Annotated in this window: 30 protein-coding genes and 1 pseudogene; 19 read left to right on the top strand and 12 right to left on the bottom strand. The window is 72.6% G+C overall.

Annotation, left to right across the window (positions count from 1 at the left end; genetic code table 11):
* Positions 1-3 precede the first annotated feature (3 nt).
* Positions 4-513 (top strand): TetR family transcriptional regulator, encoded by a 510-nt coding sequence (locus ABZS54_RS22465; RefSeq protein WP_355538754.1) that lies wholly within the window; start codon positions 4-6, stop codon positions 511-513.
* A 34-nt stretch (positions 514-547) separates the two neighbouring features.
* Positions 548-967 carry a YchJ family metal-binding protein gene (locus ABZS54_RS22460; protein WP_355538751.1) on the top strand — a complete coding sequence of 140 codons (420 nt, stop codon included), beginning with the start codon at positions 548-550 and terminating at the stop codon, positions 965-967.
* A gap of 7 nt (positions 968-974) precedes the next feature.
* Here ABZS54_RS22460 and ABZS54_RS22455 read toward each other — a convergent pair.
* A pseudogene (locus tag ABZS54_RS22455) lies at positions 975-1,163 on the bottom strand (MOSC N-terminal beta barrel domain-containing protein); the annotation flags it as partial.
* Positions 1,164-1,294: 131 nt separating this feature from the next.
* Entirely contained in the window at positions 1,295-2,137 is an 843-nt protein-coding gene (locus ABZS54_RS22450) for an SDR family oxidoreductase (RefSeq protein WP_355538748.1), read from the bottom strand.
* Between the two features lie 110 nt (positions 2,138-2,247).
* Between ABZS54_RS22450 and ABZS54_RS22445 the strand changes: the two genes are divergently transcribed.
* Positions 2,248-2,982, top strand: coding sequence for an HAD family hydrolase (locus tag ABZS54_RS22445; protein ID WP_355538745.1), 735 nt, complete (start codon positions 2,248-2,250; stop codon positions 2,980-2,982).
* 156 nt (positions 2,983-3,138) lie between these two features.
* Here the strand turns inward: ABZS54_RS22445 and ABZS54_RS22440 are convergent, their stop codons facing one another.
* Complete coding sequence (locus ABZS54_RS22440; RefSeq protein ID WP_355538742.1) at positions 3,139-3,831, bottom strand: TetR/AcrR family transcriptional regulator; 693 nt, start codon at positions 3,829-3,831, stop codon at positions 3,139-3,141.
* Positions 3,832-4,031: 200 nt separating this feature from the next.
* Here ABZS54_RS22440 and ABZS54_RS22435 point away from each other — a divergent pair, with 200 nt between their 5' ends.
* The gene (locus tag ABZS54_RS22435) at positions 4,032-5,645 is read left to right on the top strand and encodes an MFS transporter (protein ID WP_355538739.1); all 1,614 of its coding nucleotides are present in this window, start codon (positions 4,032-4,034) and stop codon (positions 5,643-5,645) included.
* An 81-nt stretch (positions 5,646-5,726) separates the two neighbouring features.
* On the opposite strand, the gene ABZS54_RS22430 is transcribed toward ABZS54_RS22435, so the two are convergent.
* Positions 5,727-6,002: a hypothetical protein gene (locus tag ABZS54_RS22430; RefSeq protein WP_355538736.1), complete on the bottom strand. Its 276-nt coding sequence runs from the start codon at positions 6,000-6,002 to the stop codon at positions 5,727-5,729.
* Positions 6,003-6,160: 158 nt separating this feature from the next.
* Between ABZS54_RS22430 and ABZS54_RS22425 the strand changes: the two genes are divergently transcribed.
* Entirely contained in the window at positions 6,161-7,294 is a 1,134-nt protein-coding gene (locus tag ABZS54_RS22425; RefSeq protein ID WP_355538733.1) for an SMI1/KNR4 family protein, read from the top strand.
* A 439-nt stretch (positions 7,295-7,733) separates the two neighbouring features.
* Here ABZS54_RS22425 and ABZS54_RS22420 read toward each other — a convergent pair whose 3' ends face one another.
* On the bottom strand, positions 7,734-8,000 hold the full coding sequence (locus ABZS54_RS22420; RefSeq protein WP_355538730.1) for a helix-turn-helix transcriptional regulator: 267 nt from the start codon (positions 7,998-8,000) through the stop codon (positions 7,734-7,736).
* Between the two features lie 48 nt (positions 8,001-8,048).
* On the opposite strand from ABZS54_RS22420, the gene map reads away from it, so the two are divergent.
* Positions 8,049-8,816 carry a type I methionyl aminopeptidase gene (gene map / locus ABZS54_RS22415; protein ID WP_355538727.1) on the top strand — a complete coding sequence of 256 codons (768 nt, stop codon included), beginning with the start codon at positions 8,049-8,051 and terminating at the stop codon, positions 8,814-8,816.
* A 319-nt stretch (positions 8,817-9,135) separates the two neighbouring features.
* On the opposite strand, the gene ABZS54_RS22410 is transcribed toward map, so the two are convergent.
* Complete coding sequence (locus ABZS54_RS22410; RefSeq protein ID WP_355538724.1) at positions 9,136-10,125, bottom strand: Gfo/Idh/MocA family oxidoreductase; 990 nt, start codon at positions 10,123-10,125, stop codon at positions 9,136-9,138.
* 211 nt (positions 10,126-10,336) lie between these two features.
* On the opposite strand from ABZS54_RS22410, the gene ABZS54_RS22405 reads away from it, so the two are divergent.
* Both ABZS54_RS22405 and ABZS54_RS22400 read left to right on the top strand, forming a co-directional pair.
* Positions 10,337-11,131: a L,D-transpeptidase family protein gene (locus ABZS54_RS22405; protein ID WP_355538722.1), complete on the top strand. Its 795-nt coding sequence runs from the start codon at positions 10,337-10,339 to the stop codon at positions 11,129-11,131.
* A 23-nt stretch (positions 11,132-11,154) separates the two neighbouring features.
* Positions 11,155-11,679, top strand: coding sequence for an HD domain-containing protein (locus ABZS54_RS22400; protein WP_355538719.1), 525 nt, complete (start codon positions 11,155-11,157; stop codon positions 11,677-11,679).
* A gap of 88 nt (positions 11,680-11,767) precedes the next feature.
* Here ABZS54_RS22400 and ABZS54_RS22395 read toward each other — a convergent pair whose 3' ends face one another.
* Positions 11,768-12,511 carry an SDR family NAD(P)-dependent oxidoreductase gene (locus tag ABZS54_RS22395; protein WP_355538716.1) on the bottom strand — a complete coding sequence of 248 codons (744 nt, stop codon included), beginning with the start codon at positions 12,509-12,511 and terminating at the stop codon, positions 11,768-11,770.
* A gap of 162 nt (positions 12,512-12,673) precedes the next feature.
* On the opposite strand from ABZS54_RS22395, the gene ABZS54_RS22390 reads away from it, so the two are divergent.
* Positions 12,674-13,195 carry an N-acetyltransferase gene (locus ABZS54_RS22390; protein WP_355538805.1) on the top strand — a complete coding sequence of 174 codons (522 nt, stop codon included), beginning with the start codon at positions 12,674-12,676 and terminating at the stop codon, positions 13,193-13,195.
* Between the two features lie 155 nt (positions 13,196-13,350).
* Positions 13,351-14,295, top strand: a complete 945-nt coding sequence (locus ABZS54_RS22385; RefSeq protein WP_355538713.1) for an acyltransferase domain-containing protein — start codon at positions 13,351-13,353, stop codon at positions 14,293-14,295.
* A 237-nt stretch (positions 14,296-14,532) separates the two neighbouring features.
* Here ABZS54_RS22385 and ABZS54_RS22380 read toward each other — a convergent pair whose 3' ends face one another.
* Positions 14,533-15,141 carry a TetR/AcrR family transcriptional regulator gene (locus ABZS54_RS22380; RefSeq protein ID WP_355538710.1) on the bottom strand — a complete coding sequence of 203 codons (609 nt, stop codon included), beginning with the start codon at positions 15,139-15,141 and terminating at the stop codon, positions 14,533-14,535.
* 390 nt (positions 15,142-15,531) lie between these two features.
* On the opposite strand from ABZS54_RS22380, the gene ABZS54_RS22375 reads away from it, so the two are divergent.
* The 5 genes from ABZS54_RS22375 to ABZS54_RS22355 all read left to right on the top strand — a co-directional run bounded on the left by ABZS54_RS22375 (position 15,532) and on the right by ABZS54_RS22355 (position 19,593).
* Entirely contained in the window at positions 15,532-16,419 is an 888-nt protein-coding gene (locus ABZS54_RS22375; protein WP_355538707.1) for a virginiamycin B lyase, read from the top strand.
* A gap of 248 nt (positions 16,420-16,667) precedes the next feature.
* Complete coding sequence (locus ABZS54_RS22370) at positions 16,668-16,853, top strand: hypothetical protein (RefSeq protein ID WP_355538704.1); 186 nt, start codon at positions 16,668-16,670, stop codon at positions 16,851-16,853.
* Positions 16,854-16,907: 54 nt separating this feature from the next.
* Entirely contained in the window at positions 16,908-17,645 is a 738-nt protein-coding gene (locus ABZS54_RS22365) for a hypothetical protein (protein WP_355538701.1), read from the top strand.
* Entirely contained in the window at positions 17,642-18,586 is a 945-nt protein-coding gene (locus ABZS54_RS22360) for a hypothetical protein (protein WP_355538698.1), read from the top strand. The genes ABZS54_RS22365 and ABZS54_RS22360 overlap by 4 nt, the downstream gene beginning before the upstream one ends.
* Positions 18,583-19,593: a serine hydrolase domain-containing protein gene (locus tag ABZS54_RS22355; protein WP_355538695.1), complete on the top strand. Its 1,011-nt coding sequence runs from the start codon at positions 18,583-18,585 to the stop codon at positions 19,591-19,593. Before ABZS54_RS22360 ends, ABZS54_RS22355 begins: the two co-directional genes overlap by 4 nt.
* 377 nt (positions 19,594-19,970) lie before the next feature.
* Here ABZS54_RS22355 and dhaK read toward each other — a convergent pair whose 3' ends face one another.
* Together dhaK and ABZS54_RS22345 are read right to left on the bottom strand one after the other, a co-directional pair.
* The gene (gene dhaK, locus ABZS54_RS22350; protein WP_355538692.1) at positions 19,971-21,662 is read right to left on the bottom strand and encodes a dihydroxyacetone kinase subunit DhaK; all 1,692 of its coding nucleotides are present in this window, start codon (positions 21,660-21,662) and stop codon (positions 19,971-19,973) included.
* Between the two features lie 87 nt (positions 21,663-21,749).
* Positions 21,750-22,103, bottom strand: a complete 354-nt coding sequence (locus ABZS54_RS22345; RefSeq protein WP_355538690.1) for a S26 family signal peptidase — start codon at positions 22,101-22,103, stop codon at positions 21,750-21,752.
* 304 nt (positions 22,104-22,407) lie between these two features.
* Between ABZS54_RS22345 and ABZS54_RS22340 the strand changes: the two genes are divergently transcribed.
* Complete coding sequence (locus ABZS54_RS22340; protein WP_355538688.1) at positions 22,408-23,052, top strand: LysE family translocator; 645 nt, start codon at positions 22,408-22,410, stop codon at positions 23,050-23,052.
* A 165-nt stretch (positions 23,053-23,217) separates the two neighbouring features.
* Here the strand turns inward: ABZS54_RS22340 and ABZS54_RS22335 are convergent, their stop codons facing one another.
* The gene (locus ABZS54_RS22335; RefSeq protein WP_355538685.1) at positions 23,218-23,922 is read right to left on the bottom strand and encodes an MOSC domain-containing protein; all 705 of its coding nucleotides are present in this window, start codon (positions 23,920-23,922) and stop codon (positions 23,218-23,220) included.
* 152 nt (positions 23,923-24,074) lie between these two features.
* Here ABZS54_RS22335 and ABZS54_RS22330 point away from each other — a divergent pair, with 152 nt between their 5' ends.
* A complete protein-coding gene (locus tag ABZS54_RS22330; RefSeq protein ID WP_355538682.1) occupies positions 24,075-24,233 on the top strand; it encodes a hypothetical protein in 159 nt (52 codons plus the stop codon).
* 85 nt (positions 24,234-24,318) lie between these two features.
* Here the strand turns inward: ABZS54_RS22330 and ABZS54_RS22325 are convergent, their stop codons facing one another.
* Positions 24,319-24,696 (bottom strand): VOC family protein, encoded by a 378-nt coding sequence (locus ABZS54_RS22325; RefSeq protein ID WP_355538680.1) that lies wholly within the window; start codon positions 24,694-24,696, stop codon positions 24,319-24,321.
* A 208-nt stretch (positions 24,697-24,904) separates the two neighbouring features.
* Between ABZS54_RS22325 and ABZS54_RS22320 the strand changes: the two genes are divergently transcribed.
* Together ABZS54_RS22320 and mug are read left to right on the top strand one after the other, a co-directional pair.
* Positions 24,905-25,729, top strand: a complete 825-nt coding sequence (locus ABZS54_RS22320; protein ID WP_355538677.1) for a GNAT family N-acetyltransferase — start codon at positions 24,905-24,907, stop codon at positions 25,727-25,729.
* Between the two features lie 83 nt (positions 25,730-25,812).
* Positions 25,813-26,402 (top strand): G/U mismatch-specific DNA glycosylase (gene mug / locus ABZS54_RS22315; protein WP_355538803.1); only part of this gene is annotated, 590 nt, incomplete at its 3' end.

Below are 26,402 nucleotides of genomic sequence, written 5' to 3'. Positions count from 1 at the left end.
CGCGTGGTCGAGCGCGACGGTGCGGCCGGGGTCAGCCACCGCACCGTCTCGCGCGAGGCGGGCCTGCCGACCAGCGCCTCCACGTACTACTTCGCCGGGGTCGACGACCTGCTCACCGCGGCCCTCACATCGTGCATGACCGCGGACGCGATCCACGTGCGCTCGATCGCCGCCGCCCCCGGCGACACCCGGCGCGCGCTGGCCGAACACCTGAACCACATCTGTACCGCGCCCGGCCTGCTGGTCGCCGAGTACGAACTGTTCCTGCTCGCCGCTCGGCGACCGGAGCTGCGCGAGTCCACCGATCACTGGATGGCCGCGGTCACCGACTTCGCGCTGCGCTTCACCACCGACCCGGTCCGGGTCCGGGTCTTCGTCGGCGCGCTGGACGGCCTGCTCATCCAGGCCCTGCTCACCGACGCGCCGCCGAGCACCGACGAGTGGGAGGCGATGATCCGCGACCTGTTGCCCGGCCCCTGCCTGGCACCGTCGCCGCCGACCCCCACCGGGTAGGCGCGACGCGCCCCGGGTGGGCCAGAATCGGGGCATGTCCCGACGCACCTCACGCCCTCGACCCCACGCCGTCACCGCCGGCTCGCCGTGCCCCTGCGGCCTGTCCGACACCTACGGCGCCTGCTGCGGCGCGCGGCACGCCGGCTCCCCCGCGCCCACCGCCGAGTCGCTGATGCGCTCGCGCTACAGCGCGTTCGCCGTGCACGACGCGGCCTACCTGCTGCGCACCTGGCATCCCGACACCCGGCCGGAGCGGCTCGATCCGGACGCGGGCACGCGGTGGCTTGGTCTGGAGGTGCTCGCGAGCACCGACGGCGGGCCGTTCCATCAGGAGGGCACCGTCGAGTTCATCGCGACCTACCGCGAGCACGGGCACCAGGACACGCTGCGCGAGCACAGCCGGTTCGTCCGCCACGACGGCGCCTGGGTGTACGTCGGCCCGCTGCCCCGCTGATGCCTCAGGCGCCGATCTCCGGGCGGATCGGCGCCAGTCGCGGATCGCGGCGCCGGGTGCGGAAGGCGCCGTCCGCGTCGACCACCATGAAGGCGCGGTCGTGGGCGAGCCCGGCGGGCGTCAGCAGCGCCCGATCGCACGGTGTGCCGGCGCGGCCCTTGATCGGATAGCAGATCGGTTCGACGACTGTGGCCATCGGGCGACCCTATCGACGGCGATCCCGCGGGCGCGGCGGCCCGCCGGCGGCGCGCCCGCGTATCGCGCCGGCCGCTCGTGTGGCACGGCGCGGCCACGTGCAGGCGCGGCCGTGGGGTCGCCCGCGGCCGCTCACGCGTCGGCCGGATGCAGTTCCTTCCAGACCCGCTGTGCGAACACCGTCTCGCCCGCGAAGCGATCGGCGTCCGCGGCGGTGGCGAGCCAACCGACGATCTCGCCCGGGATGTCGGGCGTGGCCGCGGTGAAGTTGGCCTGGAGGTGGCCGCTCGATCCGCGGGCCTTCTGCGACTCGGTGAGCACGAAGCCGGGGTCGACGTTGAACGCGCGCAGCCCGCGCTCGCGATACTCCGCGTGCAGCACGCCGGCGACCCGCCCGAACGCGGCCTTGGACGCGGCGTAGGCGATGCCCCAGCCGCCCGCGCCGGCCGGGCCGGGCGGATTCAGTCGGGCCGAGCCCGAGGTCATGTTCACCACGTGGCTGCGCGGGTGTTCGAGCAGGTGCGGCAACAGCCGCTGGATCAACACGAGTTGGTGCAGGTAGTTGCCCACGAGCAGGTTCTGCGCGGCCTCGATCGGCAGGTCGAGGATCCGGTCCATCGCACCCGGGCCCTGGTGGATGGCGTTGTTGAAGAGCAGGTCGACCCGGCCCCAGGTGTCCAGGGCCGTGTCGCAGGCGTCGAGGATGGAGCGCCGGTCCATCAGGTCCATCCGGATCGGCAGCGCCCGCCGGCCCAGCGCCTCGATCTCGCCGGCGGTGCTCTCCAGGCTGCCGGGAATCGCGAACGGCGTCGGGTCCGCCGTGGACGAGGTGGGCCCACCGCGGCCCTCCCCCTCACGCACGGTGCGGGCGGTGAGAACCACGTCGTAGCCGGCGCGGGCCAGGGCGATGGCGCCGCAACGGCCGATGCCGCGACTGGCGCCGGTGACGAGGGCGACGGGAGGGTGGTGAGGCATGCGCCGACCATGCCGGATTACCTTGACGGAGTCCAGTAAATCTTCACGAGAACTCCGAGCGGGTTCGCCCCCACCGCCCCACAGGAGGCGTGGCGCTCTAGGCTCCGTTCATGATCAACTCTGTGGGACTCGTCATCTTCGACTGCGACGGCGTCCTCGTGGACAGCGAGCCGATCGCCATCCGCGTGCACGTGGCCCTGGGCGCCGAACACGGCTGGCCGCTCACCCCGGCCGAGGTGATCGAGCGGTTCGTGGGCCGCTCCTCAGCGTCGATCGCCGAGCAGATCGCCGAGCGCGTCGGGGCGGACACCGCCGCCGAGTGGACGCGCGGCTTCGAGCGCCTGCACCGGATCGAAGTGGACACCGCCCTGAGTCCGGTCGACGGCATCGAGTACGCGGTGGACACCATCGCCGACCTCGGCCTGCCCACGTGCGTGGCCTCCAGCGGAAGCCACGACAAGATGGCGCACACGCTGGGCCGCACCGGGCTGTACGACCGGTTCGCCGGCCGAATCTTCAGCGCGAGCGAGGTCGCCCACGGCAAGCCCGCGCCCGACGTGTTCCTGCACGCCGCGGCCCGCATGGGCGTGGCCCCCGAGCGGTGCGTCGTCGTCGAGGACAGCGTCAACGGCCTGCTCGCGGCCCGCGCGGCCGGGATGCGTTCGTTCGCCTACGCGAGCGACCTGATCGCGCCGCACCTGCTGGAGGGTCCGCACACCACCGTGTTCAAGTCGATGCGCGACCTGCCGGGCTTGATCACCGACCTGGGCCCGGCGACGGCCACCGGCGTGATCAGCGGAACAACTCGCGCGGGGCTCCGGCCATCGGTGCCTCCTCGGCCATGAAGCGCCCGCACGAGGGGGTGGCGCGCCGCATGCCCGGCGCCCGCTCCCGCCGCCGGGCCGCCGCGTCGAAGGCCGGCGCGGCCCTCCGGTCCTGCCGGAGCACGGCCGCCGGCATCCGCAGGCCCGCCGACCGGTCCGCCTCGTCGTGGACGAAACTCAAGCCGTGCCCGCCGCAGCGGCCTCGTCCGCGGCGGCGACCCTGGTGACCACCTCGATCGCCCGAACGGCCGGCACACCCAGTGCGACCAGCGAGGCCACCGCCTGGTCGACCGCGGTCACCTGCACGTCCTCGTTCACCGCCTGGAGCAGCGCCACGCACATCCCCTCCAACGCGAGCGCCAGCACCGGCGCCGGCAGGTGGTCGGCGAATACTTTGGTGCGCTGACCCGCAGCGATCAGTTCGATCGAGCGCTCCCGCACCGGCGCCAGCATCGCCGGGATCCCGCCGTCGTCCAGATTGCGCTGGGCAAAGCTGATCAGCAGTCGATATCGATCGCCGCCGCGCCAGGCGGCGAGATCGAAGCGGGCCACCGCCTCCTCGGGCAAATCCCCGTCCCGCATGGCGCCCTCGACTGCGCCCAGGATGTCCCGCCGCGCCTCCTCGGCCAGCCCCGCGACCAGTGCCTCACGGCTGGGGAAGTGCCCGTACACGGTGCGCCGCACCACGCCCGCCGCCCGCGCGATGTCGTCCATCGACGCGTCCGCGTCCCGGATCAGTTCCGTCCGGGCCACGGCCAGGATGCGCTCCCGATTGCACTGCGCGTGGCGCCGCCGCGGCGGCGCGGCGGCGCCCGCCTCCGCGTGGTCGGCCTCGGCCGGAGCCCGCTCGGCTCCCGATTTCGTCTGCATGGCGCGTCCTTCCTGGGGTGACCCGGAGCCTGCCAGAAATCCACTCCCGACGGCACCGACTCCCGCACCGAGTCGGCGAATCACCCGGTTCACACCGATTCGTTCCAGCATATTTGCACAGCACTGTGCAACCAACTAAGTTGCACACCGTTGTGCAAATACTGCGGCTGCGCCGGCCGCCTGTCCCGAAAGGCGTTCCGATGTCCGTATTCGCCACCACGCCGGTCGACCGGATGGACCGGCCGTACTCGCGCCGCTGGTGGGCCCTGGGCGTGCTCTGCCTGAGCCTGCTGATCATCGTCATGGCCAACACGTCGCTGATCGTGGCCGCGCCCGACATGACGCGCGACCTGGGCCTGTCCAGCCGCGACCTGCAATGGGTGATCGACGCCTACACCGTGCCGTACGCGGCGCTGATGCTGGTGCTGGGCGCGATCGGCGACAAGTACAGCCGGCGCGGCGCGCTGATCACCGGCCTGGTCGTCTTCGCGGCGGGCTCGATCGCCGGTTCGCTGGTGCACTCGACCTCGGGCGTGATCATCGCCCGCGCGGTGATGGGCCTGGGCGCCGCGGTGATCATGCCCGCGACGTTGTCCCTGCTGGTCGCGTCCTTCCCGCGCAGCGAGCGGGCCAAGGCGATCACCGCGTGGACCGCGACCTCGGGCCTGGCGATCGCGCTCGGCCCGCTGCTCGCGGGTTGGCTGCTGGAGAGCCACGCGTGGGGTTCCACGTTCCTGATCAACGTGCCCGTCGCGCTGATCGCCGTGGTCGCCGCGCTGTTCGTGGTCCCGCCGTCGAAGGCGCACGACTACGGCCGGCTCGACCTGGTCGGCGGCGCGCTCTCGATCGCGACGCTGGGCTCGCTCGTGTACGCGATCATCGAGGGTCCGCACTTCGGCTGGGGCGCCGGCCCGGTGGCCGCGCTGGTCGTCTTCGTCGTCGGTCTGGCCTCGTTCATCGCCTGGGAACTGCGGCACCCGCGCCCGATCTTCGACCTGCGCAAGTTCGGCGAGCGGGTCTTCTCCGGCTCGATGCTCGCCGTACTGCTGTTCTTCCTGGGCACCTTCGGCGCGATCTACTTCCTCACCCAGCACCTGCAGTTCGTGCTCGGGTACAGCCCGCTGGAGACCGGCGTGCGACTGCTGCCGCTGGCCGGCGCGGTGTGCCTGGGCGCGATCGCCACCGGGCAGCTCACCCCGCGGCTGGGCATGCGGGTGACGGTGACCACCGGCATGGCACTGGGCACGATCGGCGTACTGCTGATGACGCGCGTCTCGGACGGTTCCGGCTACGGCGACTTCCTGGCCCCGCTGCTGCTGCTCGGCGTCGCGATCGGCCTGAGCGTGTCGCCGTGCACGGAGGCGATCATGGGCTCGTTCCCGGAGAACGAACTGGGCGCGGGCGGCGGCGTCAACGACACCGCGGTGGAGTTGGGCGGCGCACTGGGCATCGCGATCCTGGGCTCGGTGCTGGCCACCTCGTACGAGTCGGAACTCACCAAGGCCGTCGACGGCAAGCTGCCGCCGGCCGCGATGGACGTTGCCAAGGATTCGATCGGCGGCGCGCTCGCCGCAGCCGACCAGGTCGGCCGGGTCGCGGGCCCGCAGCAGGCACACGCGCTGGTCCAGGCCGCCGACCACGCGTTCACCCAGGCGGTCGCGCACACCAGCCTCGTCGGCGGGATCGTACTCGCCGTGGGCACCATCCTGGTCGGCCTGATCCTGCCGAACCGCACCCGCACCCAGGCGGCGCGCGCGGACGTGACGGACGCGAGCGTCGACGCGCCGGAGCGGGAGAAGGAGTCGGTGGGCTGAGCCACCGGTACGGCGACAAGGGCGGTCGACCTCGCGTCGACCGCCCTTTCGGCTGCCCGGGTCCTCGGCCCCCGCCCCACGTCAGCCCTTGGGTAGCGTCCGTACCGCGCGACCCACCCACACCTCGAAACGCTGCCACTCGACGATCTGCACACGGGTCTCCGGCTCCGGCCAGTCGAGCAGCGCGTCGCCCGCGTCGAGCAGATCCCGGTGGGGGTGCTGGTCGTCGATCCGACCGGACGTCTTCGCATACGCGGGCAGGAACTCCTCGGCGACTGCCGCCCCGTGGGTCAGCGAAAGACTGAGCCGGAGCCGTGCCGGGTCGATGCCGCGCCGACGATCCGCCGGCCCAGCCACAGGAGTTGCTCGGCGTGGAAGTCCCGGTGAATGAAACCGGGGCAAGCCGATGCCCGAAGGGGCCTCGGCGTGACGCGAGTCGCCGACCATTGGCAGGATCTGGTGCCACCGGAGTATGTGTTCGAATAGTGGCGTGCATGGGGGATCGGGTGAGTGGAATGGACTGGCTTCCGTTTCTGCGGACGTGGAGCGAGGAGTGGATCGACGCACTGGAGCCGGAGGAGGCCGAGGTCTTCCCGCAGTCGGCGCGGGCGGCGGGCTGGCTCGGGTTCGCGCCGGCCGGCGAGGAGCGCATCCGGGCGCTGGAGAAACGGTTGGCACAGCCGCTGCCGCCGTCGTACCGCTCGTTCCTGGCGATCAGCGACGGGTGGCGCAACGTCGGCGAGTTCATCTACGCGTTGGGCTCGACCGAACAGGTCGGCCGGTTTCGCGAGTTGTCCCCCCAGTGGTGCCGGATCCTGCTCGGGCTGGAGGAGGACGAGCACTTCCGCGCCGTCTTCGGCCGCGCGGTGCAGATCTCGCTGGAGGGGGACGCCGCGGTGCTGCTGCTGGATCCGGGCGAGGTGGACGCCGACGGCGAGTGGACGGCGTACTTCCATGCCTCGTGGACCGGTGACGCGCCGCGGCGGTACGCCGGGTTCGCCGCGTTGATGCGGAACGAGTACCGCTCGTTCCACCGGCTGCGCAAGCCGGACAACGCGACGTCCCGGGCGTTGGAGGTGCGGATCGAGGAGGCCAGGGTGGCCTGCCTGGCCGGCGCGGTGGACGAGCCGCTGGCGGTCTTCGAACAGGGCAGCTCGTTCGGCCGCTTTCGCGCGGAGTTGCTGCGCTTTCAACTGCACGCGCTGCTCGGCGGGGCGGTGGAGGCGAAGCGGGCCTTCGCCACGATCGTGCGCGGCGAGCAGGACGATCCGGCGCGACGCGCGTTGATCGGCCGCGAACTGGTGCCGGCTTTCGGCGCGCTGGATCGCGGCGAGCGACGGCCGGCCCTCGCGCAGAGCATCTTCGAGCGCGAACTGGACGAGCTGCGCGAGCGGTTCGACGATGCGGCGATCGGCGACGGTGGCCCGGACGGCCCGTGGGCGGAGGTGCTCGCGCAGGCGCGCGCGGCGGCGGAGGTGGGTGCGGGTGACGCGGCGTGGCGCACGGTGCTGGGCGGGCTGGCCCACTGGCGGCCGCTCGGCCCGGATCACATCGCGCCGGTCGCACTGCTGGGCGACCCGGTCCTCGGCCCACTGTGCACTCCGGAACGGGGTCGCGAACTGCTCGGCATCGCACGGGCGGGCCACTGACGAAACGCGATCGCGAGCAGGCACCCTCGCAGCACGGCGTTCCGCGGCCGGCGGGTGAGCCGTGGGCTCGGGCCGGCGAATGGGTCGTCGGCTCGGGGCGCCGGGTGAGTCGGGGCCCGGGTCCGGTGAGTCGGCGGCCCGGGTCCGTCGGGTACGCCGTGGGCCCGGGCCCGCAAATCAGTCATCGGCTCGGGCCGGGGGTGAGTCGTGGACCCCGCTCCGCGGACGAGCCATCGACCCGCGGCGCCGGGTGATTCGTGGGCCCGGGATCGGCATCGGCTCCGTTCGGCGGATGAGTCGTCGGCCCCTGCTGATCGGGAGCATCGAAGCGCCGATCCGCAGTACCGACCGACCTTCCGGCCGATCCGCCGACCGACCCGCACGCGCATCGGATCCCGCACGCGATCCCGGGTCCCGGACCCGCACCCCTCACCCGCCGCTACGCGGACAGTGCGTCGGGATCCGGGATCACACACGCCGCAGCGACCTCGTCGAGCGAGAGGCCCAGTTCGAGGGCGAGCGCGGCAATCGTGAAGAACGCGGGCGTGGGAGCGCGGCCGGTCTCGATCTTGCGCAGCGTTTCCGGAGACAGACCCGCCGCAACGGCGACGTGGCCGATGCTGCGCTCTCCGCGCGCACGGCGCAACAACGCGCCGAGATGCAGGCCGCGCTCGCGCTCCAGTGGGGTCAGTGGGGTTCGCACCATGAGCGTGATACTAATACCGGTATAAGAATTGGCCAAGGAGGGGACCTCGTGGTCGAGATCAAAACCCGAGCCGAAATCGCCGCGATGCGCGAGGCCGGCCGTATCGTGGCGAACGCCCTGGAAGCGACCCGCAAGGCCGCCGCCATCGGCGTATCGCTCAAGGAGCTGGACGAGGTCGCGCACGCGGTGCTGCGCGAGGCGGGGGCCACGTCCCCGTTCCTGGGCTACAAGCCGTCGTTCGCGCCGGTGCCTTTCCCGGGCGTGATCTGCGCTTCGGTCAACGACGTGGTGGTGCACGGCATCCCGACGAACTACCGGCTGCGCGACGGCGACCTGATGAGCGTCGACTTCGGCGCGACGCTGCGCGGCTGGACCGGCGACGCCGCGATCACCTTCACCGTGGGCACACCCCGCCCACGCGACCTCGAGCTGATCGCGGCGACCCGGCGCGCGCTGGAGGCGGGCATCGCGGCGGCCGTCCCGGGTGGGCGCCTGGGCGACGTCTCCGCCGCAATCGGCGCGGTCGCCCGCGGTGCCGGCTACGGCATGCCGCAGGACCTCGGCGGCCACGGCATCGGCCGCACGATGCACGAGGACCCACACGTGCGCAACGAGGGCCGCTCGGGTCGAGGCATGCTGCTGCGCCCGGGGCTGACCGTGGCCCTGGAGCCGATGCTGATCGCCGGCGGCAAGGACCGCTGCTTCACCGCCAAGGACGGCTGGACCATCCACAGCGCCGACGGCTCCCGAGCCGCCCACTTCGAACACACCATCGCAATCACTGAGGAAGGCCCACAAATCCTCACCCTGCCCTAGCCCCACCCACCCCAGGTACACGGCAAACCGGGTGCGCGGCGGGTCCGGCGGGTGTGCGCGCAGGAGGGTGGCGAGCCGAATGGGCAGGGTGGCCGCGGAGGTTGCGGGCGCGCACGGCACGGCACGCACAGCGGGCGCGACGGTCCGGCGAGCCCAGCGAAGGCGGCGAACCCACTGAGCGCAGATCCGCGCCGGTCGGCCCAGCGAGGCCGGCAAGGCCGGCGAACCGCCTTCGGCCCCGCCCGCCGCGCCCGCGCGGATCGCGGGTGGCTGGGACCAGTCTTCGGGGGCGGCGGTCGCACCCCCAGGTGGTCAGGCCCTATGCCACCCGCACCGTGCGTCCTTCCCGGCGGGACACCACGCACGCCTCGGCCACGGCCTGGGCCGCGAGGGCGTCCGGGCCGGGGCACGGGCTGGTGATTCGGCCGGCGGCCATGGCGACGAACGCGGCGAGTTCCGCGCGGTACGCGTCGCCGAACCGGGTCAGGAAGTCGCCCTCGGTGACGCCGCCGCACGCGTGCGTACCGTCCGTGCCCGCCAGTTCCAGGCGTACGTCGTATCCCGGCCCGTGTTGCCGACCCGCGTGCGCGGTGCCGAGGGTGCCGTCGGCGAGGCGGAAGAGCACCGCCGACACGTCGACGTCGTCGCACTCGCGGAACACCGCCGCGCCCCGGTTCGCGCCGATCGCGGTCACCTCCACGATCGGCATGCCGGTGACCCACGGCACGATGTCGAAGTCGTGAATGTGCGTGTCCCGATAGATGCCGCCCGAGGTCGGCACGAACTCGGGCGGCGGGGGCCGGCGATCCACGCTCACCGCGTGCACCCGGGTCACCGTGCCGAGCGTGCCCGCGCGCACCGCCGCCCGAGCCGCGATGTACATCGGATCGAACCGGCGCTGGAAGCCCACCTGGAGCCCCGCGCCGTGTGCCCCCACGTACTCGACGGCCTCCCGCGCGATCGTCGGGTCGAGCGCGATCGGCTTCTCGCACAGGATCGGCAGCCGCGCGTCCGCCGCCCGGCGCAACAGTTCCATGTGCACCGCCGTCGGCGCCGCGATCACGACCGCGTCGATCCCGGCGAACACCTCGGGCAACCGTGTCGCCTCGACCCCGGCCCGCGCCGCGAACGCCTCGGCGCGCCCATGGTCCGCGTCCGCGACCACGACCCGCTCGACCGCCTCCATCCCACTCAGCGCCCGGGCATGAAACGCCCCGATCCGCCCGACCCCAAGCACGCCGACCCGCATTGCTCCCCTTTCCGACATCCGATCCGATGTCCGATCCCGTCGACCATCCCACCGGCCCACCCGCGCCGGACACCCGGCCCCGCCGCCGATTCCGCGTCGAGTGATCCTTCGCCCGACCCGGCGCCCACCGAAGCGGCCCACAGCGCTCCTCGCAACGCCCGCCGAAGCGACCACCAACGAGTGTCACCCGGCAGGGCCGACCGGGTGGCGGCCCCGGACACACCCGCCCCCGTGCACGAGTAGGTCGCGGAGAGCGGGTAGTCGTGGGCAAATGACGATCTCCCGACGCTCGCTGTTCCGTACCGCACCGATCGCGCTCGCCCTGATCGCCGTGCCCACCGCCCGGAACGCCCTTGCCGCCGGATCCGGTCCGGGCGACGATGCCGGCGCGGTCGCGGGCACCGCCACCGGGACCACCGCCGACCCGAATGCCGTTCCGATCCCGGACCAACCGCCGATGCCCGCCCCCGTCCCGACCGGCATCGGCCCCCGCTGGGCGACCGAAATCCCGGCCGCGACCACCCAGTTGCTGCTGGTCGTCGGCGAGCACCCGGACAGCGACCGGGCCACGGCCTCGTTCTGGACCCGGGGCCCGAGCGGCTGGCGCAGCGAAGGCAGCCGACCCGCGCGCAACGGCCGGCTCGGCTGGACACCCGACCACCACGAGGGCGATCTCCGCTCGCCGATCGGCGTCTTCACGCTCACCGACGCCGGCGGCCTGCGGCCCGACCCCGGCACCCGGCTGTCCTACGACCGGTCCGACGACTTCGCCATCGACGGAACCGGCCTCGCCGGAGAACCGCTCGCCGGCACGTTCGATCACGTGATCGCGATCGACTACAACCGGGTCCGCGGCACCTCGCCGCTGGACCCCACCCGCCCGCGCGGCGAAGAATTCGGCGGCGGTATCTGGCTGCACATCGACCACGGCGGACCCACCCACGGCTGTGTGACGCTGCCGGCCGAAGCGCTGCCGGAACTGCTGCGGGCGCTGGACCCGGCGGCACACCCGGTGGTGGTGATGGGCGACGCGCCGACCCTGGCGCTGGGCGGCCCCGCTTCCTGATGCCGTGGCGGGACTCTTACCCTGTGCGGGTGACTTCCGCCAAGCTCCGTCCGCTGCCCGCCGAAGTGGCCGTCCTCCTGGATCAACTCACGCCCTGTCCGCGCCTGGTCGAACACCTGCGCATCGTGCACGACGTCGCGTACCGGCTGTGTGACTGGGTCGCGGCGACCTACCCGGACCTGGCCTTCGACCGCGACGCGGTGCTGTTCGGCGCCGCCACCCACGACATCGGCAAGACCCTGCACCCGGCGGAATTGGCCGGGCCCGGGTCGTGTCACGAGCAGGCCGGCTACGACCTGCTGACCGCCCAGGGCGTGTCGCCCGCCCGGGCCCGCTTCGCCCGCACGCACGCGGCGTGGAATCCGAACGATCCGGACGAACTGCTCGTGAGCCTGGCCGACAAGGCGTGGAAGGGCAAGCGGGTCGCGGCCCTGGAACAGGACTTGATCAGGCTGCTCGCGACCGCCTCCGGACAGCCCGAGTGGGAGACCTTCCAAGCCCTCGACGACTTCCTGACCACGATCGACACCGACACCCTGCTGCTCTGACCCCCGTCGGCCCCGGCGTCGGCACCCACCATCGACCCCCGGCGTCGACCGCCGCCGTGCCGCCGCCCGAACCCCATCCGCCGGTCGCTCAGCGCGGCAGCCTGCGCCACACCCGCCGCGGCACCACCCGCATGCCCGCGAACACCGGCTGCAGTACGGCCGGCACCCACACCTCGCCCTTCCCCCGCAGCAACGCCCGGATCGTCGCGTCGGCCACCTGGTCCGGGGTGCTGGACAGCGGCGCGGGTGACATGCCCTCGGTCATCCGACCCACCACGAAGCCGGGCCGAACCAGCAGCAGTCGCACCCCGCTGCCCGCGAGCGCGTCGGCCAGGCCGCTCGCGAAGCCGTCCAGACCGGCCTTGGCCGAGCCGTACACGTAGTTCGCGCGGCGCACCCGCACACCCGCCACCGACGAGAACACGACCAACCGGCCGTGCCCCTGCGCGCGCAGCACGGTCGCCAGGTGGGTCAGGATGCTCACGTGCGCCGTGTAGTCGGTGTGTACGACGGCGACCGCGTGTGCCGCGTCCAGCTCGGCCCGGCGCTGATCGCCCAGGATGCCGAACGCGGTGACCACAATGTCCAACGGGCCGTGCCGGGCGATCACCTCGTCCAGCATCGGCCGATGTCCGGCCAGGTCGTCCGCGTCGAACTCGACCCGATCCACGTGCCGGGCGCCGGCCTTGCGCAGCAGCGCCTCCTCGTCGTCGAGGTCGTAGCTGCGCCGCGCCGCCAACACGATGGTCCGCGCCCCGCGCGCGGCCAGCCGCTCGGCGACCGCCAATCCGATCTCACTGCGGCCCCCGAGGACCAATACGGTTCCACTCACCCGCACAGTCTGCCGGATTCGGACGCCGGGCCCGCTCCCCACGGGCCGCCCGGACTCAATAGCCTTGCCTGCGTGACGGTGAACACGAACGCGGGTGCCGCCGCCGGAACCACGACGGCGGGTACGAGCGCGAACTCAGACCAGTACGACGACGGGCGGCGGATCGTGCTGCGCGGACCGCATACCCTCGAGCACGCGGTCGAGCCGGTGCACACGATCCTGGCCGAGTTGGTTTTGGGCGGCGCCGCACTCGGGTGGGTCGCCCCGCCCTCGCGTGCCGAGGTGGCCGCCCTGCTCACCGACCTGGCCACGGCTCAGCGCGCCGGCAACGCGTCGGTGCGGTTCGCGTACGCGGGCGAGGAATTGCTCGGGTTCGGCTACTGGCGCCGCTACGCCCGGCCCACCCACCGCCCCAACGCCGACCTGGAGAAGCTCGCGGTGGCCCGGTCGGCACACGGTCGCGGCATCGGCCGGTTGCTCACCACGGCGCTGATCGAGGACGCCCGCGCCGAGGCGATCGAGATCCTCACCCTCGACGCCCGCGGCGACAACGTGAACGCGCTGCACCTGTACCGTTCGCTCGGTTTCGTGGAGTACGGCCGGCTGCACGACTTCGTGGCGATCGGCTCGGCCCGCTACGACAAGGTCTTTTGTTCGGTCGACCTACGCACACCCACCGCGTGACCGGGTGGCGTGGGCCCGCCGGCAGGCGATGGCGCGGTGCGCGGATAGGGTCCGGGACCGAGGTCGATCGGCGCCGGCCGAGTGGTCCGGCGCCGGGCGGCGCGGAGTCGCCTCCTGGGGAGTCGCCTCGCGCGAAGCCCCGGCCGGCCGCGTGGATGAACGGGCCGGCCGATTTCGCGACCGGTGTCGAGGTGGCCCTGCCTGCGGACGACGACCTGGTCGCGGCGCTGTTGGAGCTGGCCGTCCCGCACGAGGACTTCAACGAACTTGTCGCGACCCGGGCGGCGTTGCTCGCCGATCCAAAGCTGCGCGAGTTGTTCGAACAGGCCGTCCGGGCCCTGGTCGCGGGTATCGGCACGGTCGAGCAGCACCTGGAAGTCCCGCCGTTGCCGGCCGCGTCGGGCCCGGTCCGGCGCTGGTTCCACGTGTACGTGTTCATCGCCGCGCGCCCGTTCGTGCTGGCCTACCATCGCTCCCTCGGCATCCCCGCCGAGGTCTCCCGCCGCACGCTCGCCGATCTCGGCCGACACCTCGCGGTGCACCGGCGTCGGCGCGGCACGGGTGGGTTGCTCGCGCTGCACTGGCCCAAGCTGCACTTTCGCGGTGAGCTCTATCAGTTGGGCCGGCTGCAATTCCAACGCTCGTTCGTGCTCGAACGAGCCGCCACGAGCACCGCCGAACTGGGTCTTGACTACCGACCGCAGGATCCCGCGCTCGCGCTGCACATCCCGGACTTCCACGGTCCGCTGACCCCGGCGGCGTGCGACGAATCGCTGCACCTGGCCGGCGAGTTCTTCCCGCGTCACTTCCCGACCGAGCGCTACCGACTCGCGGTGTGCGGCTCGTGGCTATTGGATCCGCAACTGCGCGAATACCTGCCGGAGCACTCCAACATCATCCGCTTCCAGCGCCGCTTCCACCTGCCCACCGAGTCGGCCGACCGGATCCTCGACGACACCGCCGCGGTCGGCTTCGTCTTCGGCGACCCCGATCTGCCGCCGGAGTCCCTCCCCCGCGACACCACTCTCCAACGCGCCATCGGCGACCACCTCCGCGCCGGCAGGCACTGGCACGTCCGCACCGGCTGGTTCGAACTCTGACCCCGCCGCCGTGTGTGCTCCCCCGCTCGCGTGGCCCGCTCCCCGTGCCCGGTACGACGTGTGGGAAACCCTCGACCCCAAGCGCCTGGAGTTCTATCGCCTGCTCGACGAGTTCTGCTGAGCACGCGGCCGCTCGCGCGGCGTCCACCACGGCCCGGAACCCGCCCATCTCCATGGCCGGGCACCGTGCCGAGTACGACCGACAACGCGCGAGCCACCCCCGCGACAGCGGCCCGCTCACGCCTCTTCGCGGACGAACACCCCCGCGCGCGCCGCCACCACCGCCGCGTCGGCCGAGCGCCGCGCATGCCCTGCGTCGACCGGCTCGTGCGTAATGAACAACCGGTAGTAGAGCGCGCCCACGGCCGTGCGCACCACCTCGCCCGAATCGGTGCCCACCGGCAACTCGCCCCGCGCGACCGCCCGTTCGACGACCTCCTCGGCCTGCCCGAGCCGGCCCACCAGGAACCCGTGCAGGGCTTCGCCCGTGGTCGGCTCGTGCACCGCCGCGGCCACCAGCGCCCGCGCGGTGGGCCCCTGGTCGGGGTCCTCGAACCCGCTCACCACCATCGCGGCGATCGCCCGCAGATCACCCTGCACGGTGCCGGTGTCAGGGAGCGGCCACGGCTCCTCCGCCGCCAGATCCAACGCGTCCGCGGCCAGCCCGGCGGCGTTCCGCCAGCGCCGATACACCGTGGTCTTGTGCACCCCCGAGCGCGCGGCGACGGCCTCCACGGTCAGCCCGTCGAAGCCCTTGTCCGCCAATTCGGCCAATGTGGCCCGTCGCACCGCGTCCCGCGTGCGCGCCGTCCGCCCACCGGGCCGCACACCACCGACGCCGTTCACGCGCCGCACCGCGCCGACCGGACCGGCCCCACCGCGATCCGCATCCGCATCCGCGCCGACCACATCCGGGTCAGCCAAAAGCAACCCAGTTGCATTAGTTCTTCTCCATCCGTCATGCTCACCCTAACGCGACTTCGTTGCATTAGTCGCTGAGGAATCCTCCCGCACGACCCCAGGGAGCGCCGCAGCCATGACCGGACGCCCAACACCGCCACCCCCTCGGTCCGTTCACCCCACCTCCCGGAGGCCGACCCTGCCTTCCACCCGCACCGCACACACCCCACACACCCCACACACCGGCCGCAACACCCTGCGTGACGTCTCGAAGACCGGACCCTGCGCGAGCGATTCACCGGCACCCCGAATCCGCCTGACCGAGGGAACCCTCGTATGACGACTCCCACCATCCGCGAACTCCCGCTCACCGGGCCCGAGTCCGGCCCGTACGCGATCGTCCTGGGCCCGGACGGGGCGCTGTGGTTCACCCTCGTGCACGTGGGCCGGATCGACCGGCTGGACCCGGCCGGGACGCACACCACCCACGACCTCGGAGACCCCGCGTGCGGGCCGACCATACTGACCGCGGGCCCCGACGGCGCGCTGTGGTTCACCGAATACAAGGCGCATCGCATCGGCCGGATCACCACCGCCGGTGCGGTGACCCACTTCGACCTGCCCACTGCGGCCTGCGGCCCGTTCGGGATCACCTCCGGGCCGGACGGGGCGCTGTGGTTCACCGAGACCGCCGCGAACCGGATCGGCCGGATCGACCCGGCCGGCAACGTCACCGGCTTCGCGTTGCCGATCGCGGACGCGTTCCCCTCCGCGATCACCACCGGTGCCGACGGCGCGCTGTGGTTCACGCTGAACGCCGCCGACGCGCTCGGGCGGATCACCACGACCGGCGAGGTGACCGTGCATCCGTTGCCCACCAAGGGCGCCGCCCCGGTCGGGATCGCGGCATCCACGGACGGCTCGTTGTGGTTCACCGAGATCGGCGCGGGCGCGATCGGTCGGCTCGGCCCCACCGGGGAGTACCGCCGATTCCCGCTGCCGAACCCGCATTCTCGCCCGCACGCGGTAACGCTGGACACGGCCGGCCACTGCTGGTTCACCGAGTGGGGCACCGGTCGGGTCGGCCGACTCTCCGTCGAGGGCACTCTGACGGAGTACGACGTTCCAACCGCCGGCGCCGAACCGCACGGCCTCGCGCAGGGCCCGGACGGCGCAATCTGGGTTGCCCTGGAGATCGGCGCACTGGCCCGGGTCACTCCCTGAAGAACACCAAAAACGCCCTGATGAGCGCCGATTCGGTAAGACGCGGCGAACTCCCCGAGCACATGCGGTCCGACACGCCTCGGACGAGCCACGCGCCCCTGACGCGCCCGGCACACGCCCCCCGCGCACGAATGTGCAAGACACGCGACACATCGCCAAATAATGCCAATCGGCCAGAAAAGTGCCTAAGGTCGGAAGCACGGGGCATCGCCGAGCCCGGCGGTGAAGTCACGATGATGGAGCGCCAGATGCTTACTCAACACATCCGTCAGCCCGCGCCGGTCACGCCGACTCAGGCGGGTACCGTCGCGACGCTCATGATCGAGGAGGAGACGACCATCAGTGACGCGCCGCTGTTCGTGCCGGAAGACCTCGGCGCCGGACTGCTGCTGCTCGGCCTACTGCTGTCGCCGAAGCCCCCGAAGGAGCGCTAAACCGGCTCAGATGTCCGTGACATCACCGGTTTCGACGGGAAGTTGACAACACCCATGCCCTTCGCCGACACCTCGCCACACGAGGACTACACGGCGGCGGTCGAGCGAGTGGCAGGTCGTGCCCTCGGTGTCCTCATGGACGTCGAGGGCACGGTCGTACCCGCCGGATTCGCCCCCGCCGACCCTCGATTGGCCAACCCCCACGACCCCGACGCCGACCTGCCCGGCCTGCGCGTGCTGGGCTCCGACGCATTCGCCCCACACCTACTGCGCGGCACGCCGCTGCCGGCCGACCAGGCCGAGGCCGCCGCCCGCGCCTTCGCCCTGTTCCCGCCCGATACGCTGGGCACCTCGCCCGACACCGCGTGGATCATCACCTGGCGCGACTGGGCCACCGCGCGCACCCTGACCCGCTTCGGCCTGGCCGTGGACGTGCCCCTGCCGGGCGACGGCGCGCAGGTCGCCGACGCGACCACCTGGCAGGCCTGGTCGGTGCGGATGGCCCAACTGTCTTCCCTGGCCCTGCCCGGCTTGGACGGCCCGATCCACGCCGCGGCACGGCAGAACGCCGACTCGCTGGCCCGCGGAGTGGTGCGGGCGATGTTGCGCCGCGACTACCGCACCGCCGCGCGGATCGCCCGCTGGCTCGCCCTGCTGGCCGCCGACGGCGTCGCCTTCCCCCTGGAGTTGGACCCGCTGCTGCGCCATGTGCGCCTCTTCGGCGGCGGCAGCACGCGCACCGTACTCGACACCCGCATCGCTCAACACGTGACCGGACTGGAGGAGTCATGACCGGGGGACTCGTGCGCGGCGACGTGCTCAAGACCGCCCACACGATCGGCTCACGGGCGCTGCGCTGGCTACAGGACAACGCCCGGTTCGGCCCGTTGCCCACGCACACCGTGGTCGACTTCAACGACCGCGACAGTGCGTACAAGCCACTCGGCGAGATCGCGCTGGCCGGCTCGCTGGTGCTGCGCGAGGGCCTCGCTGGACCCGGCGACCTGGCCGCCGCACGCGCGTTGATCGAGTTCGCCTGGGGGCAGTTCCGCGACGGGGACTTCCTGTACGAACGCCAGGTGCGGCACCCGTTGATGACCGATCCGCTGGAGACGTACGCGCACTTCGTCCGGGCCGGCATCCGGCACGAGCGAATGGATCGGCTGCTCGCACACCTGTCGGAGCTGCGGTCGGTGCGCGCGATCGAGATGATGCCCAACCGCCGGCTCGCGGTGGCCAACGCGAGTCGGGTCGCGGGGGTGGCCTGTCGCCCGGACTGGCCCGCACTCGCCGCCGATTCGTGGCTGGGCAGAACCCCCGAGCCGTGGGTGATCGACTGGATGACCGCGTACAACATGACGCACGCGGTGTTCCACATCACCGACTGGGGCGCGCACCCCGAGCTGTTGCCCGCCGAGATCCGCGATTACCTGCGGGCGTGGCTGCCGGTGTGGGTCGACGTGTGGGCCGAGGTAGCCCAGTACGACCTGGTGGGCGAGCTGTTGATCGTCGACGCGTGCCTGGCCGAACCGGTGTGCGACGCGCAGGGGTGGCAGACGCTCGCGGCGGCGCAACACCCGAACGGGCTGCTCCCGCGCGATGCGGACCCGGTGGACGAGGATCCGGAGCGGGCGTTCAAGGACCACGAGCACACGGCGGTGGTGGCGGTCGTGGCCGGCACCGTCACGCTGGCCCGTTCGCTGGGCACCGCGCCGGCGCCCACGCTCGGGTGAGCGACACGAACGCGGCGCCGATCGAGCCACTGCTGCGGGCCGCCCCGGCGGAGGGTGCGCTGGTGGTGGCCACCATCCGGGCGGGCGAACACTCGGTGGTGTGTCGCGGGACGGCGGTGGATGCGGACTCCCGCTTCGAACTGGGCTCGGTGACCAAGACGTTCACCGCGCTGCTCCTCGCCGACGCGGTCGCGCGCGGCGAGGCCCGGTTGAGCGACCCGCTGATCACCTACCTGCCGCCGACCGCGCGCCCGCGCTGGTCCTCGGACATCACCCTGCTGCACCTGGCCACGCACACCTCCGGGCTGCCGCGGCTCCCGCGCGGTTCGCTGCGCACGGCGCTGCCGGCGTGGTACTCGAATCCCTACGCGGGCTACGACGAGAAGCGCCTGTTCGCGCTGCTGGGGCGGGCCCGGCCGCATGCGCGGCCGGGCACCCGGGTGTCCTACTCCAACCTGGGCGTGGGCCTGCTCGGACACGCGCTCGCGCGCGCCGCCGGGCAGCCCTACCCGGATCTGTTGGTCACCCGGCTGGGCGTGCCGCTGGGCCTGACGATGACCACGTGCGACCCGAACGGGCCGCAGGTGACCGGGTATCTGCGCGGCCGGCCCCGGCCGCCGTGGAAGATGCCGGGGCTGCCCGCGGCGGGCGCGCTGCGCAGCACCGGCACGGACCTGACCCGGTATCTGGCCGCGCACCTGGCGCCGGCCGACGTGCAACCGGCCCCGCTGGCACGGGCGTTGGTCGAGGTGCGCCGCCCCCGGCTGATCGCGCCGCACACCGGCGATCGGCTGTGCCTGGTGTGGAACCTGCGCCCGCGGGCCGGGCACGATCTGATCTTCCACGGCGGGGCGACCCGGGGCTTCACCGCCTTCGTGGGCTTCAGTCCGCAGGCCGGGGTCGCCCTGGCGGCGCTGGTGAACACGGCGGCGGGGCCGCGGGCACCGTTCCTCCAGGTCGCGTACGAGTGCCTACGCGAGCTCGCGGCGACGGCCATGCCGGGCTGAACCCGAATGGGCGCCGCGGGCAGCGGGGTTCGGGAACGCACATGGACGGCCCCGGCACCGGGGTCGGGTCCGAGGACACGAACGGACGGCCTGCGCGCCGGCCCGGGTCCGAGGGCCTGAACGGGCCTCCCGGGCACCGGCGTTCCGAACACGAACGAACGACCCGGGCACCGGGTTCGGGGCGCGACGACAGGCGGCCCGCGCCGACGGCCCCGGCCGGGTCGCCGTGACGGATCCCATCGCGGCACCGGGCTCCCGAACGCGCGGCTCGAACTTCCCCTGCCCGGGCGGGCGGGCGGCGCGGGCGACCGGGTCGCCGCCGTAGGTCCCGGCGCGGGCACCCCGCACCCGAGGGCGCGTCGGGCGCGGCCCGGCCGCTATGCGTTCTCCTCCTCGGCGTCCAGCGAGTCGGCGATTGCCCGGAGCCAGATCACCACCGCCTCGGCTCCCGGGTCGACGGTGCCGATCGCGCGGTCGCCGAGGTAACTGCTGCGCCCCCGGCGGGCGCTGTGGCCGGCCGTCGCCTCGGTGCCGGCCACGGCCGCGTCGATCGCCTCGGCCAGACTCGCACCGCCCGCCAGCACCTCACCGGCCGGTACGAGGGCGTCCAGCATGGTCCGGTCGCCGACCTGCGCACCGCCGAGTTCGCCGATCGCCCGGGCACCGGCAACCAGTGCCTCGCGCCAACCGCGCGGCCCGGTGTCCTGCGCCACGACCGTGGCCGCGCGCAGGAGCAGCACCGAGTACAGCGGGCCGGACGTGCCGCCGAGCGCCCGCCGCACGGTGTCCGCCAGGCCGCGCAGCACGGCGGCCGGCGTACCGCCGCCGTAGCCGGGCAGCTCGCTCCCGATCGCCTCGGCTCCGCGCGCGAGGCTGATGCCCAGGTCGCCGTCGCCGACGATCCGATCCAGCTCGGTCAGGTGCGGCTCGGCGTCGGTCAGCGCCGCGCACACGGCGTCGATCGCCCGGGTCAGCGGCGTCGGTTCGGTCAGCGGGGTGCCGGCTTCGATGTTGCCGGGGGCGGGCGCGGCCGGCAGCACGGTGACCCGACCCACGCGGCCGACCACCGGGGTCGGCCATGCGGGCGCCGAGGTGGCCGCGTCCAACCGGGCCAACCGGGCATCGTCGACCCGGAGCAGGGACAACGACATGCCGGCCATCTCCAGCGCGGTCAGGAACGAGCCGCGCCAGGCCCGTTCCAGGACCAGGCCCCGACTCGCGAGGTAGCGCACCGCGCCCCGCAGCACGATGTCAAGCTCCATCGTGGGGGTGCCGCCGAGGTTGTTGACCAGCAACACGACCCGGTCCCCCGCGGCCAAGCCGGTCTCCGCGACGATCCGGTCGAGCAGTTCGGTGACGAAGTCGTCGGCGGGGGCGATCTTGTCCCGCCGCACGCCCGCCTCGCCGTGGATGCCCAGGCCCAGTTCGACCTCGTCCTCGCCGAGTTCGAACCCGGGTCGGCCGGCCGCCGGCACCGTGCACGGGGTCAGTGCGACGCCCATCGTGCCGATCGCGCGCGCCGCCGCCTCGGCCTCGGCCGTGACCTCGGCGAGAGTCGCGCCGGTCTCCGCCGCCGCGCCCGCGATCTTGTGCACGAACACCGTCCCGGCGATCCCGCGCCGGCCCGCGGTGTCGTCGCCGGTCGCGAGCGCCACGTCGTCCGCGACCACGACGGTCTCGACGGCGATTCCCTCGGCCCGCGCCAACTCGGCGGCGAGCCCGAAGTTGAGCCGGTCCCCCGTGTACGACTTGACCACCAGCAACACGCCCGCCGGCCCGGCGACGGTGCGGATCGCGGCCAGGATGGTGTCGGTGGACGGCGAGGTGAACACGTCCCCCGACACTGCCGCGGTGAGCATCCCGGCCCCGACGTACCCCGCGTGTGCGGGTTCGTGGCCGGCTCCTCCGCCGGAGATCACCGCGACTCGGCCGTGCTCGGCATGGGCCCGGGCATCGGCGCGCAGCGCGACGTTCGCATCAGCCAGCAGCGCGATGTCGGGATGGGCGAGGGCCAACCCTTCGAGCATCTCGGGGACGACGTCGCGGGCGGCATTGATCAGCTTCTTCATGGCTGAATCTCTACCTGGAAGCGCACCGGACCAACCCCATCGGGGGGTCGCGTAGGGCGCGACCGGGTGCGCCGACCGCCGCGCGCGCTACTCCGTCGACACCGGCGCGCGTACCTTCCGGCACGCGCCCGGGCGCGGGACGCCGTCCACCGACACGCAGATCCCGTACACCCGGGCCTGCGACGTCCAGCCGTTGGCGCGGCCCCGGTTGTTGCTGATCTGCACGCGCGCACGCGTGCCGTCCAGTGCGGAGACCAGGTGGAGGTACATCTTTCCGGCGACCCGGGCGAGCACGACGTCACCGATTTCGAGGCGGGCCGGGTCGACCGGCGCGACGGCCACGAGTTGGCGACTGCGGATAAGCGGGACCATGGAGGCCCCGCGCGGGCGAAACTCGACGGTGGCGCCGTGCGCCACCTTGGCGGCAATGCTGTCCATCATCCCCATCGCGCAACAGGATGACGGATGAACGCCGAGCCTGCCACGGGTTTTTTCTCGCCTTCGGGCGTCGGCCCGAAGACCCTCGCCGCAGCGGTCGACGCGCGGGTTTGGGAGGTCGATCTCCCGACCGGGTCGCACCGGAAGCGACGGATGGTGGCTCCCGGGTGTGGCGACGCTCGAACGCGCCCGACGCCGGCCACCGGACAACCCGGTTGCCGGGAAAAGCAGGGATCGGACAGAATTGCCCGACCAGTGAAGGCGGCGACGACTGCGGCGACCGCCCGTACCATCTGCGGGGGCACGTGTGATCCAGACCAGCGCGATAGTCGGGGTGAGCGCCGTGGCGCTCGGGATGGTGCTGACGCCCGGGCCGAACATGATGTACGTGACCTCGCGCAGCATCACCCAGGGCCGCCGGGCCGGCCTGGTGTCGCTGCTCGGCGTCGGACTCGGCTTCTTGATCTACATGTCGATGGCCAACCTCGGCCTGTCCGCGGTGTTCCTGGTGGTGCCGCAGCTGTACATGGCGGTCAAGTTCGCCGGTGCGGCCTACCTCGGCTGGCTCGCGTGGCAAGCGCTGCGGCCGGGTGGCATCTCGGCGTTCGCGCCGCAGGAGCTCGCGCCGGACTCGAATCGGCGGCTGTTCACGATGGGTCTGCTGACGAACCTGCTGAACCCCAAAGCCGCGATCATGTACCTGTCGCTGATCCCGCAGTTCGTCGACCCGGCCGCCGGACACGTCCTGCTCCAGGGATTCGCTCTGGGCACCATCCAGATTCTGATCAGTCTCACGGTGAACACGATCCTGGTCCTCGCGGCGGGCACGATCGCGGTGTTCCTGGCCAGGCGGCCGTCCTGGCTGCGGATCCAGCGCTACGTGATGGGCACCGTGCTGGGCGGACTCGCCATCAAGATGGCCACCGATCGGAGCCACCCGGCAACGGCGTGACACGCCGCGCGACGCGGAGATCGGCACGCGGCTCGACGAGTACGCGAAGCAGGACGCCATCGGTCCGCGCGCTGATCCGGACCGGCGAGGTCACCGCGGCCGAGGTCGAGCAGGCCGCGACCTTCGTCGGCTGGCACCGGGGCGAGCTGCCGTCGGCCGGGCCGGCTACTCGGCGACCGGTTCGGGCAACGCGACCGGCACGGGGGTCGCGACGGTGCGCTTGCGGGCCGACTCGCGTGCGTACTTGGGCAGTTCCTCGACGTCGAGCAGTCGTGGCAGCAGGTCGACCTCGGTGGTCAGGGCCCGGAAACACTCACCGATGGTGAGGTCGTGGTGGGCGGGGCGGGAGACGATCGTGATCACGTCCCCCGAACCGATCTCGCCCGGTTCGATCACCCGCAGGTACGTGCCCGGCAGTGCGCGCTCGGTGAACGTGCGCACCCAGCGCCGCTCGTCCAGCCACAGCGCGAAGGTCGCACACGGGATGCGCGGCAGGGACACCTCCAACAGCGGTCCGGCCGCGCCCACTCGCCAGCGCTCGCCTATCAGCGCGGCCTCCAGGTCCAGGCCGGACGTGGTGAGGTTCTCCCCGAAACTGCCGTTGCCCAACTCGCGCCCGAGCTCCAGCGCCCACATGTCCAGGTTCTCGCGCGAATAGGCGTAGACGGCCTGATCGTCCCCGCCGTGGTTGTGCCGGTCGTACACCCCGTCGCCGACCAGCCCGCTGACCAGTCCCTCGGGGCCGGATCCGGGCGCGCGCACGGCGACCGGATGGTCGACGGGTCGTTTGTCTATTCCGGTCGTCCCGACGCCGGACTTGGTCGGGTTGGGGCGCGGCCGGGCAAGGTTCACCGAGATCACGTGCGGCATGTCGGCAGGCTACCGGGCCAACGGCGGCCCGGATCGGGCCGATTGCGACAGCACCGACCGCGTATCCGGGCCAGACCGGGGCAAAAACCTGTTATCGGCGCCCTCGGGGACGCCGTGGCCCGTCTGTCCGGGCTTCAGGGAGGGACCACGACATGAGTTCGCTGTCGAAGACGATCAAGAAGATCCAGAGTTATATCCGCCGCAATCCGCGTCAGGTCGAGCGGGGCCGCCGGCTCGTGCGCGACCGGCTCGGACGTCGGCGCGGCGGCAGCGGGCGCGGCCCGGGCAACCCGCCGAGCAACACGGCCTGATCCGACCGACCCGGGGCGAACGCACCGCGCTCGCAGGCGAATCCGGTGCGCGCGCCCCGGCACCCGCGTCGAGCGCGGGTGGCGCTCATTCGATCAGGGTCCGCTTGGCCCGCACGACGCAGAACTCGTTGCCCTCCGGGTCGGCGAGTACCGTCCACGATTCGGTGCCGGTTTGGCCGACGTCCACGCGGCGGGCGCCGAGGGCGACGACCCGCTCGATCTCCGCCTCCCGCTCGCCGGGTGCGGCGCCCGGGGTCAGGTCCAGGTGCAGCCGGTTCTTGACCGACTTGACGTCCGTCACCGGCATGAAGCAGATGCCGATCGGCGCACCCGGCTCAGTCCCGATGACCACCTCACGCTCGCGCTCCGACAGGATCTCCCATCCCAGCACGTCGGCCCAGAAGCGAGCGAGACCCGGCAGGTCGTGCGCGTCGATGACAATGTGGTGCAAGGAAATGGCCATGCCCGCCATTGTGTGGCGCGGGGTCGATCGATCCAATGGGATTACCACCCACGTACGCACCCGCGTCGCCTGCCGCCCGGACGCCGGCGACCGCACATCGGCCGCACATGGCTGATGCCGACAGCGCCCGACCGTCGCGTGCTCGGCCCGTCTTCGCCGCGCCCACCGGGCCGGGGTCGGATCGCACGGTCGTGTCACACTGGCCCGCATGCCGAAGTCCGCCGCAGAGGTACGCGCCCGCTTGGAGACGTTCTACGACGCGATGGCACGTCGATCCACTCGCACGGAGACATTCGGCGGGTTGACCCTGTTCATCCGGGAGGGCCACGGGTGGCCCCGTTACGCACGACCCACGCTCGACAGCTCCGTCGAGCCCACCGCCGCGGACGTCCGCGCGGTGCGGGCGCGGCAGAGAGAGTTGAAAGTGCCCGAGTCGTTCGAATGGGTCGACGAGACCACCCCGGCACTGCGTGCGGCCGCGATCGAGGCCGAGTTGCACGTGCACGAGCACCCGCTGATGGTGCTCGATCCCGCCGAACGACCTGCCGAACGCCCGGCCCTGCCGGACCTGGTGACGGTGCGTCGAATCCGCGCGGACGCGACCGACCTGGCGATCGTGCACAGCGTCGCGGCGGTCGGCTTCGCGAACCCGGGCACCGCGTCCGGAACCGACGGCCCGGCCGAGCGGGACACCACCGCACTCGGCCAGGACCCGGACCTGCTCTCCTACCTCAACGAGCGGCTACGCTCCGGCGAGACGGTGATGTTCGCCGCGTACAGCCCGGCCGGACCGTTGTGCGTGGGCAGCTACCAGCACCTGTACGACACAACCGAGATCGTCGGCGTGGCCACCCTCCCGGCGGCCCGACGCGGCGGCCTCGCCGCTGCGGTGACCTGGGAGCTGGCCGGCCATGCGCTCGACGGCGGGAGCGACACGGTGTTCCTGTCGGCGGGCGACGAGGACGTGGCGCGCATGTACGGCCGACTCGGTTTCCGGTCGGTGGGCACGGCGCTGATCGCCGAAGCACCGTGAGCGGCGGGAAGGAGCCCGAGTCGGGCCCCGCGAAGCCGCTCGTACTGCCCGTCCCGCCGGGCCGCAATCCCACCGCCGCCGAGATGGCCGCCGCACACGGCCGGACCATCCCGGACGTGATCGGGCCGAACCTGCGGGTGTTGTTCTGCGGGATCAACCCGGGCCTGTGGTCCGGCGCCACCGACAGGCACTTCGCGCGTCCCGGGAACCGGTTCTGGCCCGCGCTGTACGCAAGCGGGTTCACGCCTCGGCTGCTCGCTCCGGCCGAGCAGGACCAATTGCTCGCGCTCGGCCTCGGCATCACCAACGTGGTGGCCCGCACCACCGCTCGCGCGGACGAGTTGACCAGGGACGAGTATGTCGCGGGCGGCGCCGCGCTCACGGCCAGGGTGCACACGTACCGACCGGTCTGGCTGGCGGTCTTGGGCATCGGCGCGTATCGCACCGGCTTCGGCCGGCCCAAGGCGGTGGTCGGCCGGCAGCGGGAGACGATCGGCGACACCGGGATCTGGGTGCTGCCGAACCCGAGCGGGCTGAACGCGCACTGGACGGCGGCGGCCCTGGCCGAGGCATTCGCCGAACTCCGCGCGGCGAGCGGTCCGGAGCCGGGCTCGGGGTCGGAAGCGGGCTCGGGGTCGGAAGCGGGCTCGGGGTCGGCGGCCTCGGCCGCCCC

This window comes from Embleya sp. NPDC005575, from assembly GCF_040605455.1.
GTDB lineage: Bacteria > Actinomycetota > Actinomycetes > Streptomycetales > Streptomycetaceae > Embleya.
Note: the sequence above shows the minus strand (reverse complement) of the source record. Positions and strands in the feature narration are given on the sequence as shown.

What these genes read in the sequence shown, in the direction of transcription:
- ABZS54_RS22460 (WP_355538751.1), top strand. Translation starts at nt 548, where the DNA reads ATGTCCCGACGCACCTCACGCCCTCGACCCCACGCCGTCACCGCCGGC.
- ABZS54_RS22450 (WP_355538748.1), bottom strand. Translation starts at nt 2,137, where the DNA reads ATGCCTCACCACCCTCCCGTCGCCCTCGTCACCGGCGCCAGTCGCGGC.
- ABZS54_RS22445 (WP_355538745.1), top strand. Translation starts at nt 2,248, where the DNA reads ATGATCAACTCTGTGGGACTCGTCATCTTCGACTGCGACGGCGTCCTC.
- ABZS54_RS22440 (WP_355538742.1), bottom strand. Translation starts at nt 3,831, where the DNA reads ATGCAGACGAAATCGGGAGCCGAGCGGGCTCCGGCCGAGGCCGACCAC.
- ABZS54_RS22435 (WP_355538739.1), top strand. Translation starts at nt 4,032, where the DNA reads ATGTCCGTATTCGCCACCACGCCGGTCGACCGGATGGACCGGCCGTAC.
- ABZS54_RS22425 (WP_355538733.1), top strand. Translation starts at nt 6,161, where the DNA reads ATGGACTGGCTTCCGTTTCTGCGGACGTGGAGCGAGGAGTGGATCGAC.
- ABZS54_RS22420 (WP_355538730.1), bottom strand. Translation starts at nt 8,000, where the DNA reads ATGGTGCGAACCCCACTGACCCCACTGGAGCGCGAGCGCGGCCTGCAT.
- ABZS54_RS22405 (WP_355538722.1), top strand. Translation starts at nt 10,337, where the DNA reads ATGACGATCTCCCGACGCTCGCTGTTCCGTACCGCACCGATCGCGCTC.
- ABZS54_RS22385 (WP_355538713.1), top strand. Translation starts at nt 13,351, where the DNA reads ATGAACGGGCCGGCCGATTTCGCGACCGGTGTCGAGGTGGCCCTGCCT.
- ABZS54_RS22375 (WP_355538707.1), top strand. Translation starts at nt 15,532, where the DNA reads ATGACGACTCCCACCATCCGCGAACTCCCGCTCACCGGGCCCGAGTCC.
- ABZS54_RS22370 (WP_355538704.1), top strand. Translation starts at nt 16,668, where the DNA reads ATGCTTACTCAACACATCCGTCAGCCCGCGCCGGTCACGCCGACTCAG.
- ABZS54_RS22365 (WP_355538701.1), top strand. Translation starts at nt 16,908, where the DNA reads ATGCCCTTCGCCGACACCTCGCCACACGAGGACTACACGGCGGCGGTC.
- ABZS54_RS22360 (WP_355538698.1), top strand. Translation starts at nt 17,642, where the DNA reads ATGACCGGGGGACTCGTGCGCGGCGACGTGCTCAAGACCGCCCACACG.
- dhaK (WP_355538692.1), bottom strand. Translation starts at nt 21,662, where the DNA reads ATGAAGAAGCTGATCAATGCCGCCCGCGACGTCGTCCCCGAGATGCTC.
- ABZS54_RS22345 (WP_355538690.1), bottom strand. Translation starts at nt 22,103, where the DNA reads ATGATGGACAGCATTGCCGCCAAGGTGGCGCACGGCGCCACCGTCGAG.
- ABZS54_RS22335 (WP_355538685.1), bottom strand. Translation starts at nt 23,922, where the DNA reads ATGCCGCACGTGATCTCGGTGAACCTTGCCCGGCCGCGCCCCAACCCG.
- ABZS54_RS22330 (WP_355538682.1), top strand. Translation starts at nt 24,075, where the DNA reads ATGAGTTCGCTGTCGAAGACGATCAAGAAGATCCAGAGTTATATCCGC.
- ABZS54_RS22325 (WP_355538680.1), bottom strand. Translation starts at nt 24,696, where the DNA reads ATGGCCATTTCCTTGCACCACATTGTCATCGACGCGCACGACCTGCCG.
- ABZS54_RS22320 (WP_355538677.1), top strand. Translation starts at nt 24,905, where the DNA reads ATGCCGAAGTCCGCCGCAGAGGTACGCGCCCGCTTGGAGACGTTCTAC.